Below are 13,283 nucleotides of genomic sequence, written 5' to 3' on the forward strand. Positions count from 1 at the left end.
ACAGCCCGGAACTACACGGATATGATGTGAAAAATCTCGGGACTATAAATTAAGAAAGAAATAATATGGTTAATTTTTCATTAGAAGGAAAAATAGCACTGGTAACAGGTGCATCTTACGGTATCGGGTTTTCCATGGCCTCTGCTTTTGCAGAAGCAGGAGCAAAAATCGTATTTAACGATATCAATCAGGATTTAGTGGACAAGGGCCTTGCGGCTTATAAGGAGAAAGGGATAGAAGCCCACGGTTATGTATGTGACGTTACAAATGAAGGAGCGGTGAACCAATTCATTGCCCGGGTAACGGAAGAAGTTGGGGTCATAGATATCCTGGTGAATAATGCCGGTATCATTAAACGTATACCGATGCACGAGATGAGCGCCGCCGAATTCCGCCAGGTGATCGATATCGACCTGAACGGGCCGTTTATCGTTTCAAAGGCGGTCATTCCCCACATGATCAAAAAAGGGCACGGAAAAATCATCAATATCTGCTCCATGATGAGCGAACTGGGACGTGAAACCGTTTCTGCCTATGCGGCCGCAAAAGGCGGATTGAAGATGTTGACGAAAAATATCTGTTCCGAGTACGGGGAACATAACATCCAGTGCAACGGTATCGGTCCGGGGTACATCGCCACACCGCAGACCGCTCCCCTAAGGGAAAGACAACCCGATGGATCACGCCATCCATTCGATTCCTTTATCATCGCCAAGACACCCGCAGCACGGTGGGGAACACCTGAAGACCTGGCAGGGCCTGCCGTCTTCCTTGCTTCGGAAGCATCTAATTTTGTGAACGGACATATACTGTACGTTGACGGGGGTATTCTGGCTTATATCGGAAAACAACCATAAGTAGGAAGGTGGATAAGTGGTTTGGAGACTGGGGAAGCAAGGAGACTGGGGCAATCTCATTCAATCTCCCATCAATCTCCCATCAATCTCATTCAATCTCATTCAATCTTTCTCAATCTCATTCAATCTCTTAGCGAATAAAAATCAACAAATCAAAATAGTTGGTAATGCAAACAAAATTTTTCGTGCTAATTCTGGCAGCAACAATCTTTATCGGATGTGGCCCCTCAAAACAAGCGTTGACAGTGGAGGTAAGCAACCCGGGAGCAATAGATAGAGAAAATGAGATGGTAGAGCTCACCTGGGAAACGATACAGCAAAAACTATCGCTTTCTGCAGAGGAAACGATCATCATAAACGGTGACGACGGGAAACAACTCCCCTATCAACTTGTAACCAATGGAACGGGAAACAAGGAAACTCTCATCTTCCCGGTCTCCCTGCAGGCAGGACAAACAGCCTCTTTTCAGATTGCAGTAGGCAAACCAGAAACATTTACACCTCTTGTATACGGACGCCTGGTACCCGAACGGAAAGACGACTTCACATGGGAAAATAACCGTACCGCATTTCGGGTATACGGTCCAGCGCTAAAGGCAACCGGTGAAATCAGTAATGGGATGGACTTCTGGGCCAAGAAAACGGGATCATTGATCATCGACAAGTGGTATAAAGACGATCTGGCAGGTGTGGCCTCATACCATGAGGATCATGGGGAAGGACTGGATTTTTACAAGGTAGGAAGGACCCTTGGCCTTGGAATGACTGCTCCTGTTGATAACGATACATTATGCTTAGGCGACAATTTCGTAACAGCAGAGATCCTCGATAACGGACCGCTTCGTATTACTTTTAAACTCACTTACGATCCTTACCAAGCAGGAGACAAGACAATAACGGAAACCCGCGTCATCTCCCTGGATGCATATGAACTCTTCAACAAGGTGACCAATATTTTCGAGGTAGAAGCCGATGGACTGACTGTTGCTACCGGAATTGTAATGGAAAAAGGTAAACCGGAAATAACCTTTGGCGACAACTCCGGCATTATTGCTTACGAAACCCCTGCCGATAACGTCAACGGGACCATTTATACCGCTGCTATCCACCCCAACGGATTCACTGATATCAAAGTGGCAAACGGACATTACCTGGGATTGAACAATTATAAATCCGGCACATCCTATACCTACTACGCTGGTGGAGGATGGAGCAAAGCCGGATTCGACAGCTTTGATTCCTGGGTCCAGTTTGTAAAACTGGAGAAAGAAAAAATAGATCAACCTTTAACCATTCAGATAAAATAAAATGCAGAAAGTGGTAACTTTCGGCGAGATCATGTTGCGTCTTGCCACACCTGATTATAAAAGATTCATCCAGTCGGATCATCTTACGGCCACCTTTGGCGGTGGCGAAGCCAACGTAGCTGTTTCCCTGGCAAACTACGGTATCCCCGTGGAGTTTGTCACCCGCCTGCCCGAAAACGATATTGCAGCATGGTGTATCTCCGACCTCAGGAAAATGAATGTCGGAACACAGCATATCCTGCACGGCGGAGAACGGGTAGGGATTTATTTCCTTGAGACCGGTGCCGTGGCACGTCCCTCAAAAGTAGTCTACGACAGGGCCCATTCCTCCATCGCGGAAGTGGAAAAAGGGATGTTCAACTGGAAAGAGATACTCAAAGATGCATCATGGTTCCACTGGACAGGTATCACTCCCGCACTCTCACAGGGAGCTGCCGATGCCTGCCTTGAAGCGATCCGGACAGCCAATGAACTGGGAGTAACCGTTTCATGTGACCTCAACTATCGGAAGAATCTCTGGAAATACGGAAAAAAGGCATCCGAAATCATGCCTGAACTGGTAAAGGGATGCGATATTATCCTTGGGAATGAAGAAGATGCAGAGAAAGTGTTCGGCATCAAACCGGAGGGGTTCGAGGTAGAGCATACGTCAGGAGAGGTAGATGCAGCGGAATTCGAATCGGTTTGCCAACAGCTTATGCAGAAATTCCCGCGTGCGAAGAAAGTGATCATTACGTTGCGCGGTTCTATCAATGCCAATCACAATACCTGGGGCGGATGCCTCTATTCAGATAAACTCTATCAATCCAGAAGATATGATATTACCCATATCGTGGATAGAGTGGGTGGAGGCGACTCTTTCATGGGAGGACTCATTTACGGATTACTGACTTATACCGGTGACGACCAAAAGGCGCTCGACTTCGCCGTAGCAGCTTCCTGCTTAAAGCATACCATCTATGGCGATTTCAACCTGGTTACCGTAAAGGAAGTGGAAACACTGATGAAAGGCGACGGATCAGGAAGAGTGGTACGTTGAAGACCGGGGGATCGGGAGATTGGGGGGAACGGAAACAGAGGGAAGGTGATTTTAATTACCAATTACCAATTACTAATTACCAATGGATCAGTCTGACACGATTCCCAATATTCAAATCCAACATCCTACATCTCAATTGGAAATCGACGTAGTCAAATCTTACATCCTAAATCCAAAATCTAAAATTAAAAAAATGGCTAAATTTACAAGACTACAAGTCTATCAGACCATAGTAGATACGGGTATTGTACCTGTATTTTACCATTCCGATACCGAAGTGGCAAAAAAAGTGTTGAAAGCATGCTATGAAGGAGGTATCAGGGCGTTCGAATTTACCAACAGGGGTGATTTTGCGCATGAGGTGTTTGCCGAACTGGTGAAGTGGGCAGACAAAGAATGCCCGGAGATGATATTGGGTATCGGATCCGTAGTAGATGCACCTACCGCGGCACTCTATATTCAATTGGGGGCAAACTTTGTAGTAGGCCCGTTGCTGAATCCGGAAGTATTTAAAGTATGTAACCGCAGGCAGATAGCCTATTCACCCGGTTGTGCCACTGTATCCGAGATTGGTCTGGCCCAAGAGCTGGGTGCCGAGATCGTAAAAGTATTTCCGGGTGGTAATGTAGGTGGGCCGTCATTCGTGAAAAACATCAAAGGACCTATGCCCTGGTCCAGGATTATGGTCACAGGCGGGGTAGAGCCTACCGAAGAAAATCTCTCGGCATGGTTTCGTGCAGGTGTAACAGCAGTCGGTATGGGTTCCAATCTATTTCCAAAAGAGGTGCTAAAGAACGGAGAATGGCATAAAATCACCGAATTATGTAGGGTGAGCTTGTCAATTGTCAAGAAATATCAGTAAAACAGAGATATTGATAAACACAGGACAAAAATAATCCAAATTATAAAAATCATGAGTAAATTACAAGAAGTAGGAAATGCAAAAATGACCAATTTCCGGTGGACAGTGGTCGCAATGTTATTCTTCGCAACAACCATCAACTATCTGGACAGACAGGTGTTATCACTCACATGGGATGAATTTATCAAACCCGAGTTTCACTGGAACGAGTCGCACTACGGAACAATTACTTCATTTTTCTCCATTTTTTATGCCATCAGCATGCTCTTTGCAGGCCGTTTTGTAGAGTGGATGGGAACTAAGAAAGGATTCCTTTGGGCAATCGGCGTTTGGAGTGTTGGCGCCTGTTTACATGCTGTGTGCGGTATTGTCACTGAAGCCTATGTTGGTTTGAGTAGCAAGGCCGAGTTGATTGCAGCAACAGGAGATGTGGCAGTGGTGATTGCCACTGTCAGCATGTGGAGCTTTTTAGTGGCACGTGGTGTACTCGCACTTGGTGAGGCGGGTAACTTCCCTGCAGCCATCAAGGCGACAGCCGAATTTTTCCCCAAAAAAGACCGTGCTTATGCCACTTCTATTTTTAACGCCGGGGCATCCATCGGTGCATTGTTTGCTCCTTTGACTATTCCCCCTTTAGCTAAAATATTCGGCTGGGAGATGGCATTTATCATTATCGGGGCCTTAGGTTTTCTCTGGATGGGATTCTGGGTTTTCTTGTACGACAAACCGGCCGAAAGTAAAAGGGTCAACCAACTTGAGTTGGATTATATTGAGCAGGATAAACATGAATTGGGCGAAGCCGAGAAGAAACCAGGTGTAGCAAAAGTATCATTGAAAAAATGTTTTTCCTACAGGCAAACATGGGCATTCGTAGCCGGAAAGTTTATGACAGACGGTGTTTGGTGGTTCTTCCTGTTCTGGACTCCTTCTTACCTGAATACACAATTTGGGATCAGAACTTCTGAAGGATTAGGTATGGCGTTGATCTTTACACTTTATCTGATTGTTACCGTATTATCCATTTATGGTGGAAAACTACCCACAATTTTCATTAACAAAAGCGGCCAGAATCCGTATGCTGCAAGAATGAAGGCAATGTTGATTTTTGCATTTTTCCCATTGGTAGTACTGCTTGCACAACCCTTGGGCGTAGAATTCGCCTATTTAGGTAAAAATGCCGCCTGGATTCCTGTCCTGCTGATATCTATCGGATGTGCCGCACACCAGGCATGGAGCGCTAACCTCTTTTCAACTATTGGTGATATGTTGCCGCAGGGCGCTATCGCCACTGTAACAGGTATTGGAGGAATGGCCGGAGGGGTAGGATCAATGATTTTACAGAAAGGTGCAGGTAATTTATTTCATTTTGCGGGCGAAACCAATATGACATTTATGGGATTTGAAGGTAAACCTGCAGGTTATTTCATTATCTTCTGTATTTGTGCTTTTGCCTACCTGATCGGATGGACAATCATGAAATCACTTGTTCCCAAATACAAACCAATTACTGATATGTAATTTCATGCAGTAATTATTATATGAAGAAGTGGATATCTACATATTTGGGATATCCTCTTTCTTTTTATCGCATTCCATATAATGAACAGGAAAAATTGAAGGATAATGTAAAGTAATTCATTAACTTTGGGGAATATAACTTTGGAAAATAACTAATATTTTTAAATACGATGAAAAAGTTGATAATCATTCTTCTTGTCTTTGCGTTCTCTTCCGCACAGGCACAGTATAAGGCCGACTGGCAATCACTCGACAAACGCGAAATACCTTCCTGGTGGGCGGATGCCAAATTTGGAATTTTCATTCATTGGGGATTATATTCCGTACCGGCGTATGCTCCTGTGGATGAAGTAAAAGGAATCTACGAAAAGTATGCCGAACATTATTACAACCGCTTACTGGCCGGAAATAAACTGTTTACCGATTTTCACAACAAGCACTATGGTGAGAATTTTAAATATGCCGATTTTGCCCCCATGTTCAGGGTGGAATATTTTAATCCAGCCAAATGGGCAGACCTTTTCAAAGAAGCAGGAGCAAAATATGTGGTACTGACATCGAAACACCACGATGGATTCTGCCTGTGGCCAAGTAGTCAAACACCCCATTGGAACAGTGTTGTGATGGGACCTCATATGGATATTATAGATACACTCTCGACCGCTGTACGCGATGCGGGATTGCGTTTCGGACTATATTACTCGTTGCTCGAATGGGGACACCCGTTGTACACACAATCCACTATCGAAAAATGGGTGGATACCCATATGATCCCACAGATGAAAGAGTTGGTAAACACTTACAAACCCGAAATAATTTTCTCTGACGGAGAATGGGATTACGATAGCAAGACGCTCAAAAGTGAACAGTTCCTGGCATGGCTATATAACGAGTCCCCGGTAAAAGATTCGGTAGTGGCAAACGACCGCTGGGGTAAGGAAACACGCAGTAAACATGGCGATTATTACACTACGGAGTATGACCTGGTACATAATAATGAAGGTATCGGTGACAAAGCCGACCATCCCTGGGAAGAGAGCCGTGGCATAGGGACATCGTACGGCTACAACAGGTTTGAGACTTCCGCACATTATCTCTCGTCGAAGCAACTGATCCATATCCTGATTGATAAAGTTTCCAACGGGGGCAATTTTCTGTTAAATGTGGGCCCCGATGCCACAGGAATGATACCGGTAGTCATGCAAGAGCGGCTGCTCGATATGGGGAAATGGCTGAAGATTAATGGTGAGGCCATTTATTCTTCCCGTCCGTGGCGAAACGCCAATAAATCCGAGAACGAACAGATCGCTTTCACACAAAGGGAAGATAACCTGTATCTCATCCTCAAAGAATGGCAACAGGCTCCAATCACTATTCCGGGATTGGAGCAGGCAGCAAAAGTAGAATTACTGGGATATGGGGGAAAGGTTGATGTATCATTTCAAAACGGCCGGTTAACCATTACACCACCCGTTTTGGCTATCAATGAATATCCGTCGCAACATGCCTGGGTATACAAGATTTCGGGTTTTAAAGACTAAATCAAAAAACTGTGTTTTTCTAAGCCAGAGAGGAGAATAACAACCTTATAATAATGAAAAAAGAGCTACCCTGAAAAGTAACTCTTTTTTCAAAAAAAGTGGTCCCAACTGGGCTTGAACCAGTGACTCCCTGATTATGAGTCAGGTGCTCTAACCAACTGAGCTATGGGACCTCTCCTTCAGCTTTTAGTTTCACTGAAAGCGGGTGCAATATTACTGCTTTTTTCGGAAATTACCAAAATAAATACCAATAATCCTCTGTTTTTTATCTTCTAAGTGATTATTGGCATTTTTATTTTTATGTCAGACTCCACGGATCAATTTTTCTCCGGCTCAATCCAGTCGCCATGATCTTTGATCAGTTGTATCAGACGCTCCACAGCCTCAGCCTGAGGGATATTTTTCTCTATCAACTCTTTCTTGCGATAGAGTGATATCTTGCCGTGCTCAGCACCTACATATCCGTAATCTGCATCAGCCATCTCACCGGGGCCATTCACAATACAGCCCATCACCCCTATTTTCAGATGCTTGAGATGGGAGAAATGCTGTTTGATCAACGCTACCGTAGTCTGCAGGTCGAATAAGGTCCTTCCACAACTGGGACAGGAGATAAATTCGGTCTTGCTTGTCCGCACCCGTGCTGCCTGCAGAAGACCGAAAGCATAAGCATCGAGATTGGTTATATCTATTTGCCCCTGGTTACTTATCATAATTCCGTTACCAAACCCATCAAGGAGAACAGTACCGAAATCCACACCGCCTTTGATCTGAATATCTTCGGCTTCATCTTCGGCATAATTCCGCTGAAGAATTACCGGTACCCGGCAGTCCGCGTTCAACAATGCATGAAAGAATGCCCTCTGCTCTCCTACCCCATTCTGATGAGCAGTAGTAAGGATCACCGCTATTTTGGGCGTCTCTTTCAGAAAAGCCATCACTTCGTCCGAGAGTTCGGGATAAGAGAGTCGCAGGAACTTTACTTCTGCATGGCAATCTCTTATTTTATCCAAAGAATCGACCGTAAAGAGCGGAAAATTATCTATTTTCTCTTCCCAATAGGGATAATCGACAATAGACTTCATTCCTTTCGGGAAATTAACCGGCATACGGCTTCCTATATAAATATAATCGGGGATGAAATGCGGGTTGACCGACATATCATCAATCTTACTCCTATCGGAAATTACCACAGGCAAATGTTCCCCTCCGATATTCCAGACCGGATCCGTTTCACGCCGGTCTGTAGAGTAAGGGGAAAAGCCGGGATAAATTTTGCCCTCTATGGATGCATGCCCTTTTCTCAGGTTTACATAATCCACCAATTTTCTGGCTACAGGTACTTCCACTTCAGGATCTTCACTCAATGAAACACGAATGGTATCGCCTAACCCGTCGCTCAACAAAGCACCGATACCTACAGCCGACTTCATTCGACCATCCTCTCCGTCTCCGGCTTCGGTCACTCCCAGATGGAGCGGAAAATGGATATTCTCCTTGTCCATGGTCGCTACCAATAAACGAACCGCTTTGGTCATCAACAATGTATTGGAAGCTTTCATCGAAATCACAATATCGGTAAAATTTTCATCTATGGCAATTCGCAAGTACTCCATACAGGATTCTACCATCCCTTCGGGAGTATCGCCGTAGCGACTCATGATACGGTCCGACAGTGAACCGTGGTTCACACCGATACGTACGGCAGTGCCATGTTCTTTGCAGATACGAAGAAAAGGAACTACTTTGGAACGTATTTTCTCCAGTTCCTGTGCATACTCCTCATCGGTATATATCAACTCGGCAAAAGTCTTTTGTTTATCCACAAAATTACCCGGATTGATACGCACTTTCTCCGCGATAGTGGCTGCCACCTCTGCCGCACGGGGATTAAAATGAATATCAGCCGACAGGGGAGTGGCATATCCCTTATCCCTTAACTCTTGGTGTATTTCCCGTAAGTTATTGGCTTCACGTACACCCTGTGTCGTCAGACGGATCAGGTCAGCACCGGCAGCAATGATGCGCTCACATTGGGCAACACTACCCTCGGTATCGAGCGTATTGGTATTGGTCATCGTCTGCACGACAACCGGATAATTTCCGCCCATGATGATATTCCCCACATGTACGTCAACAGTAGGACGGCGTTTGTAATTGAAAAAATCCATATTTCACTATTTATTTCTTCAAAGGTAATACTTCTATCCAATATCCGTCGGGATCAATGATAAAATAAAGCCCCATTTTGTGATTTTCGTAACATACACAACCCATTTCCTTATGAAATGCTCTTACCTCATCATAATCTCCTTCTACACGGAGGCACAGATGCTGCTCGTTGTCACCCATATTATATGGCCTGTCCCAATCGCGAAGCCATGTGAGTTCGAGTGAAAAACCGGTGACACCATCTCCCAGAAAAACTAATACATAAGATCCGTCCAGTGCTTCCTTCCTGCGCACTTCCTTCAGCCCCAATGCCTTGTCATAAAACTCAATACTCTTTTGTAGATCGAACACATTAATATTATAATGGTCAAATCTTGCTTTTATTTCCATATTCTTTTGATAATTGATAATTGACAGTTGAATTTTCTTCGGAATGAGGGCAGAGGCAAGCTTGCTTGTACTATGCCGAATGACGACAGAAAATCAATGGAGTTAAAATTGAAAATTAGTGAACTCTAAAACCTCATATCCTACATCTTACATCCCAAATCCAAATGATTGTCCCCGATGTGATAACGGCAGATATTGGCAATCATACCAGGCAGCAATCTCTCCAAACCGGTTTGCTTTATCATAATTCTCTCCAAAATGCATCGGCAGGAAGAGATCGGTTTTTATACGTGATACAAATTGTTCCGCACCCCGCATAAAATCTTTTCCCAGCCGGGGATCAACAGGAAACATTGCCAGATAGAGACGATTGGTCTCTTCTGCCAACAGCTCCAGCTCACATAGAAAATAATTTTCATAGGAAAGAGCCTCTTCGGTACTGACCTCTTCACTCCAGTGCCAGTTATTCAAATCCCCGGCATGAAAAAAATGCCGGTTATTGTACCCCACCAGAAAAGAACCTCCGGCGTCAGTCGATCCGAACGCTTTTATTGTCAGTCGATGGTCTCGATACACCTCTTCTTTTTCGAGATAAAGTGCATCTCCAGTTTTGGATACTCCACTTTTTAATAACTCCTTAGAGAAAATATAGTGGATATTCTTTTTCCATTCACCCCAGGAAAGAATTTCCGGATTAAAATGATCATAATGCGAATGCGAGCATAAGACATAAAGCTCCTCCTCCTTATTGAGCAGGTAATCTTTCACCCAGCCAGAACCATCTTCACGGGGTGTATCTTTATAATAGTCGAAGAGGATCGAGAACCCTTCAAATTCAATCAGATAGCAACTGTGATATATATAGGTGATTTTCATAACTGAAATACTTACTATTAATAACAACTGACCGGACAAATGTTCAATTGGTTTCATATAAAAATTGATAAAAACATTAAAACAGGAAACCACAGTGGATCTGTGAATTTGTTTCTAAAAAATATGTGGATTCCCTCCACAATTTTCAATTTGGTTCGTAAATTATTACAAATTAATTTCTTTCTTTGCAGAATAGTATATGTTTTACTAAAATATCAAAAAATCATGAAGAAGTATTTGGCAGAAATGATCGGTACGATGGTACTGGTATTAATGGGCTGTGGTGCAGCCGTGTTCGCAGGGGCAGGACAGCCTTTTGATTCTGTGGGTACGTTAGGTGTTGCATTTGCATTCGGCCTTTCAGTAGTGGCAATGGCTTATGCCATCGGTAGTATTTCGGGATGTCATATCAATCCGGCTATCACACTGGGGGTATTCCTCTCGGGCAGGATGAGCGGTAAAGATGCCGGCATGTATATGATCTTTCAGGTGGTCGGTGCCATTTTAGGTTCTTCCATCCTCTGGTTCCTTGCAAAAGATTCAGGTTCTACTACCACCCTTACCGGGGCAAATGGTTTTACAGACGGACAGTTGTCAATTGCCTTTGTAGCAGAAACGGTGTTCACTTTCATATTTGTACTGGTTGTACTGGGAGTGACCGCTAAGAATGGCCTGAATAAATTTGCCGGACTGGCTATCGGTCTGGCATTGGTACTGGTACACATTGTCTGTATCCCCATCACGGGAACTTCAGTGAATCCGGCCCGCAGTATAGGACCAGCCCTTTTCGAAGGAGGTGCGGCATTAGGACAACTTTGGTTGTTCATTGTAGCTCCGTTGCTCGGTGCTGCGATAGCTGCCATTGTCTGGAAAGGGATTACAGTAGAGAATGATGCAATGGAAGCTGCATAATTCAGGTATCTGAAAATTTAGAAGAAAGGGAGTGGATCTATCGGTCCACTCCCTTTTTTGTGGGTATCGAGAACTTATTTCCACGCTAAACGTTTAGTTATTGCACATTTTTTGTAAATTTGCGCAGTTTTTCGAAATGAATCACGGCAAAATTCAAATAAAAGTTCTGGTAATAATTGAACTTTTACTTGGAGAATCAAAATTGAAAAAATTATGAGTTACAATTTATTAAAAGGTAAAAGAGGTATTATCTTCGGTGCGTTGAACGATCAGTCCATCGCCTGGAAAGTGGCCGAAAGGGCTGTTGAAGAGGGTGCCATCATTACATTGTCGAATACTCCCGTTGCAGTCCGTATGGGAGATACGGCCAAACTGGGAGAGAAGCTTAACGCCGAGATCCTTCCGGCAGATGCCACCAATGTGGAAGATCTTGAAATGGTTTTTTCCAAATCGGTGGAGATATTGGGTGGAAAAATTGATTTCGTTCTCCATTCCATCGGTATGTCACCCAATGTCCGTAAAAAACGGACATATGATGACTTGGATTATGATATGCTTGCCAAGACTCTTGATATCTCAGCCATCTCCTTTCACAAGATGCTGCAAGTAGCCCGTAAATTAGACGCTATTGAAAGAGGCGGCTCAATGCTCGCGCTCACTTATGTAGCTGCACAACGTGTCTTTTATGGTTATAACGACATGGCCGATGCCAAAGCACTGTTGGAATCCATCACCCGCAGTTTTGGATATATCCTCGGCCGCGACAAAGGGGTACGTGTAAATACCATTTCGCAGTCGCCGACAATGACTACTGCCGGAAGCGGTGTAAAAGGGATGACCGACCTGATGGATTTCTCTGAACGGATGGCTCCCATCGGAAATGCCGATGCCGACGATTGCGCCGATTACTGTATCGTGATGTTCTCCGACCTCACGCGTAAGGTAACCATGCAGAATCTCTATAACGACGGAGGATTCTCCAGTATGGGTATGAGTCTCCGTGCAATGAAACAATATAGCAATGGGCTGGATGAAAATCGCGACGAAGAGGGAAATGTGATCTACGGATAATATTCCACTAATTATAAATAAATTAGCTTCGATCGATAAGGTTGAAGCTATTTTTTTATACATTTGCAGGTTATGATAGTGAAATTATATAATGAAAACCCCAATCCGCGGGAAATTGAAAAAGTGGTCTCAGTACTTCGTGACGGAGGTATCGTGATCTACCCTACCGATACCCTTTACGGTATGGGGTGTGATGCCCTTAACGTGCGTGCGGTGGAGAAGATATGCGACCTGAAAGGGATCAATCCACAAAAAAGTAATTTATCGATCATCTGTAATGACTTGAGCATTATCAGTGAATATGCTAAAGTGAGCACGCCCGTCTTTAAGCTGATGAAACGAAACCTACCCGGACCATTCACATTCATTCTGCCAACAACATCGTCATTGCCCAAAATCTACAAGAACAAAAAGACTGTCGGCATCCGTATCCCCGACAACAATATCGTCAGGGAGATCGTGGCACAACTTGGCAACCCGGTATTGAGTACATCCGTAAAAGACGATAATGATGAGATGGAATATACTACCGACCCCGAATTGATCCACGAAAAATGGGGAGAGATCGCCGATATCGTGATCGACGGTGGTTTTGGAGGAGTTGAACCTTCTACGGTGGTAGATTGCACTTCTGGTGAACCGGAGATCATCCGGCAGGGTAAGGGGACGTTAAATTTCTAAAATTTTCTAAATAGCATTCAATTCTTTTCTATTTTCGCAATCAGTAGGAACAGCGGG

At 44.2% G+C, this 13,283-nt stretch carries 12 protein-coding genes and 1 tRNA gene; 9 read left to right on the forward strand and 4 right to left on the reverse strand.

The window, feature by feature from the left end; genetic code table 11:
- The first annotated feature begins 65 nt into the window (after window positions 1-65).
- From PSM36_RS16860 to PSM36_RS16885, 6 genes are all read left to right on the forward strand, one after another.
- A complete protein-coding gene (locus tag PSM36_RS16860) occupies window positions 66-857 on the forward strand; it encodes a gluconate 5-dehydrogenase (RefSeq protein ID WP_076931891.1) in 792 nt (263 codons plus the stop codon).
- A gap of 167 nt (window positions 858-1,024) precedes the next feature.
- A complete protein-coding gene (locus PSM36_RS16865) occupies window positions 1,025-2,164 on the forward strand; it encodes a DUF4861 family protein (protein ID WP_076931892.1) in 1,140 nt (379 codons plus the stop codon).
- Between the two features lies 1 nt (window position 2,165).
- On the forward strand, window positions 2,166-3,203 hold the full coding sequence (locus PSM36_RS16870) for a sugar kinase (RefSeq protein ID WP_076931893.1): 1,038 nt from the start codon (window positions 2,166-2,168) through the stop codon (window positions 3,201-3,203).
- A 193-nt stretch (window positions 3,204-3,396) separates the two neighbouring features.
- A complete protein-coding gene (locus PSM36_RS16875; protein WP_076931894.1) occupies window positions 3,397-4,065 on the forward strand; it encodes a bifunctional 4-hydroxy-2-oxoglutarate aldolase/2-dehydro-3-deoxy-phosphogluconate aldolase in 669 nt (222 codons plus the stop codon).
- Between the two features lie 51 nt (window positions 4,066-4,116).
- Window positions 4,117-5,583 (forward strand): MFS transporter, encoded by a 1,467-nt coding sequence (locus PSM36_RS16880; RefSeq protein WP_076931895.1) that lies wholly within the window; start codon window positions 4,117-4,119, stop codon window positions 5,581-5,583.
- Window positions 5,584-5,753: 170 nt separating this feature from the next.
- Window positions 5,754-7,124, forward strand: a complete 1,371-nt coding sequence (locus PSM36_RS16885) for an alpha-L-fucosidase (protein WP_076931896.1) — start codon at window positions 5,754-5,756, stop codon at window positions 7,122-7,124.
- Between the two features lie 99 nt (window positions 7,125-7,223).
- Here the strand turns inward: PSM36_RS16885 and PSM36_RS16890 are convergent.
- From PSM36_RS16890 to PSM36_RS16905, 4 genes are all read right to left on the reverse strand, one after another.
- A tRNA-Ile gene (locus tag PSM36_RS16890) sits at window positions 7,224-7,297 on the reverse strand.
- Between the two features lie 144 nt (window positions 7,298-7,441).
- Entirely contained in the window at window positions 7,442-9,295 is a 1,854-nt protein-coding gene (locus tag PSM36_RS16895) for a 4-hydroxy-3-methylbut-2-en-1-yl diphosphate synthase (protein ID WP_076931897.1), read from the reverse strand.
- A gap of 10 nt (window positions 9,296-9,305) precedes the next feature.
- Entirely contained in the window at window positions 9,306-9,686 is a 381-nt protein-coding gene (locus PSM36_RS16900) for a VOC family protein (protein WP_076931898.1), read from the reverse strand.
- Between the two features lie 147 nt (window positions 9,687-9,833).
- Window positions 9,834-10,562, reverse strand: coding sequence for an MBL fold metallo-hydrolase (locus tag PSM36_RS16905; protein ID WP_076932345.1), 729 nt, complete (start codon window positions 10,560-10,562; stop codon window positions 9,834-9,836).
- A 225-nt stretch (window positions 10,563-10,787) separates the two neighbouring features.
- Here PSM36_RS16905 and PSM36_RS16910 point away from each other — a divergent pair, with 225 nt between their 5' ends.
- From PSM36_RS16910 to PSM36_RS16920, 3 genes are all read left to right on the forward strand, one after another.
- Entirely contained in the window at window positions 10,788-11,474 is a 687-nt protein-coding gene (locus tag PSM36_RS16910; protein ID WP_076931899.1) for an MIP family channel protein, read from the forward strand.
- A gap of 213 nt (window positions 11,475-11,687) precedes the next feature.
- Window positions 11,688-12,545: an enoyl-ACP reductase FabI gene (locus PSM36_RS16915; protein WP_076931900.1), complete on the forward strand. Its 858-nt coding sequence runs from the start codon at window positions 11,688-11,690 to the stop codon at window positions 12,543-12,545.
- A 72-nt stretch (window positions 12,546-12,617) separates the two neighbouring features.
- Window positions 12,618-13,226 carry an L-threonylcarbamoyladenylate synthase gene (locus PSM36_RS16920; protein ID WP_076931901.1) on the forward strand — a complete coding sequence of 203 codons (609 nt, stop codon included), beginning with the start codon at window positions 12,618-12,620 and terminating at the stop codon, window positions 13,224-13,226.
- The last annotated feature ends 57 nt before the right edge of the window (window positions 13,227-13,283 follow it).

The organism is Proteiniphilum saccharofermentans (assembly GCF_900095135.1).
In the GTDB taxonomy this organism is placed as follows: Bacteria; Bacteroidota; Bacteroidia; order Bacteroidales; family Dysgonomonadaceae; genus Proteiniphilum; species Proteiniphilum saccharofermentans.

Coding starts and splice junctions, on each gene's coding strand:
- PSM36_RS16885 (WP_076931896.1), top strand. CDS start 5,754: ATGAAAAAGTTGATAATCATTCTTCTTGTCTTTGCGTTCTCTTCCGCA.
- PSM36_RS16875 (WP_076931894.1), top strand. CDS start 3,397: ATGGCTAAATTTACAAGACTACAAGTCTATCAGACCATAGTAGATACG.
- PSM36_RS16910 (WP_076931899.1), top strand. CDS start 10,788: ATGAAGAAGTATTTGGCAGAAATGATCGGTACGATGGTACTGGTATTA.
- PSM36_RS16870 (WP_076931893.1), top strand. CDS start 2,166: ATGCAGAAAGTGGTAACTTTCGGCGAGATCATGTTGCGTCTTGCCACA.
- PSM36_RS16880 (WP_076931895.1), top strand. CDS start 4,117: ATGAGTAAATTACAAGAAGTAGGAAATGCAAAAATGACCAATTTCCGG.
- PSM36_RS16920 (WP_076931901.1), top strand. CDS start 12,618: ATGATAGTGAAATTATATAATGAAAACCCCAATCCGCGGGAAATTGAA.
- PSM36_RS16865 (WP_076931892.1), top strand. CDS start 1,025: ATGCAAACAAAATTTTTCGTGCTAATTCTGGCAGCAACAATCTTTATC.
- PSM36_RS16860 (WP_076931891.1), top strand. CDS start 66: ATGGTTAATTTTTCATTAGAAGGAAAAATAGCACTGGTAACAGGTGCA.
- PSM36_RS16895 (WP_076931897.1), bottom strand. CDS start 9,295: ATGGATTTTTTCAATTACAAACGCCGTCCTACTGTTGACGTACATGTG.
- PSM36_RS16915 (WP_076931900.1), top strand. CDS start 11,688: ATGAGTTACAATTTATTAAAAGGTAAAAGAGGTATTATCTTCGGTGCG.
- PSM36_RS16900 (WP_076931898.1), bottom strand. CDS start 9,686: ATGGAAATAAAAGCAAGATTTGACCATTATAATATTAATGTGTTCGAT.
- PSM36_RS16905 (WP_076932345.1), bottom strand. CDS start 10,562: ATGAAAATCACCTATATATATCACAGTTGCTATCTGATTGAATTTGAA.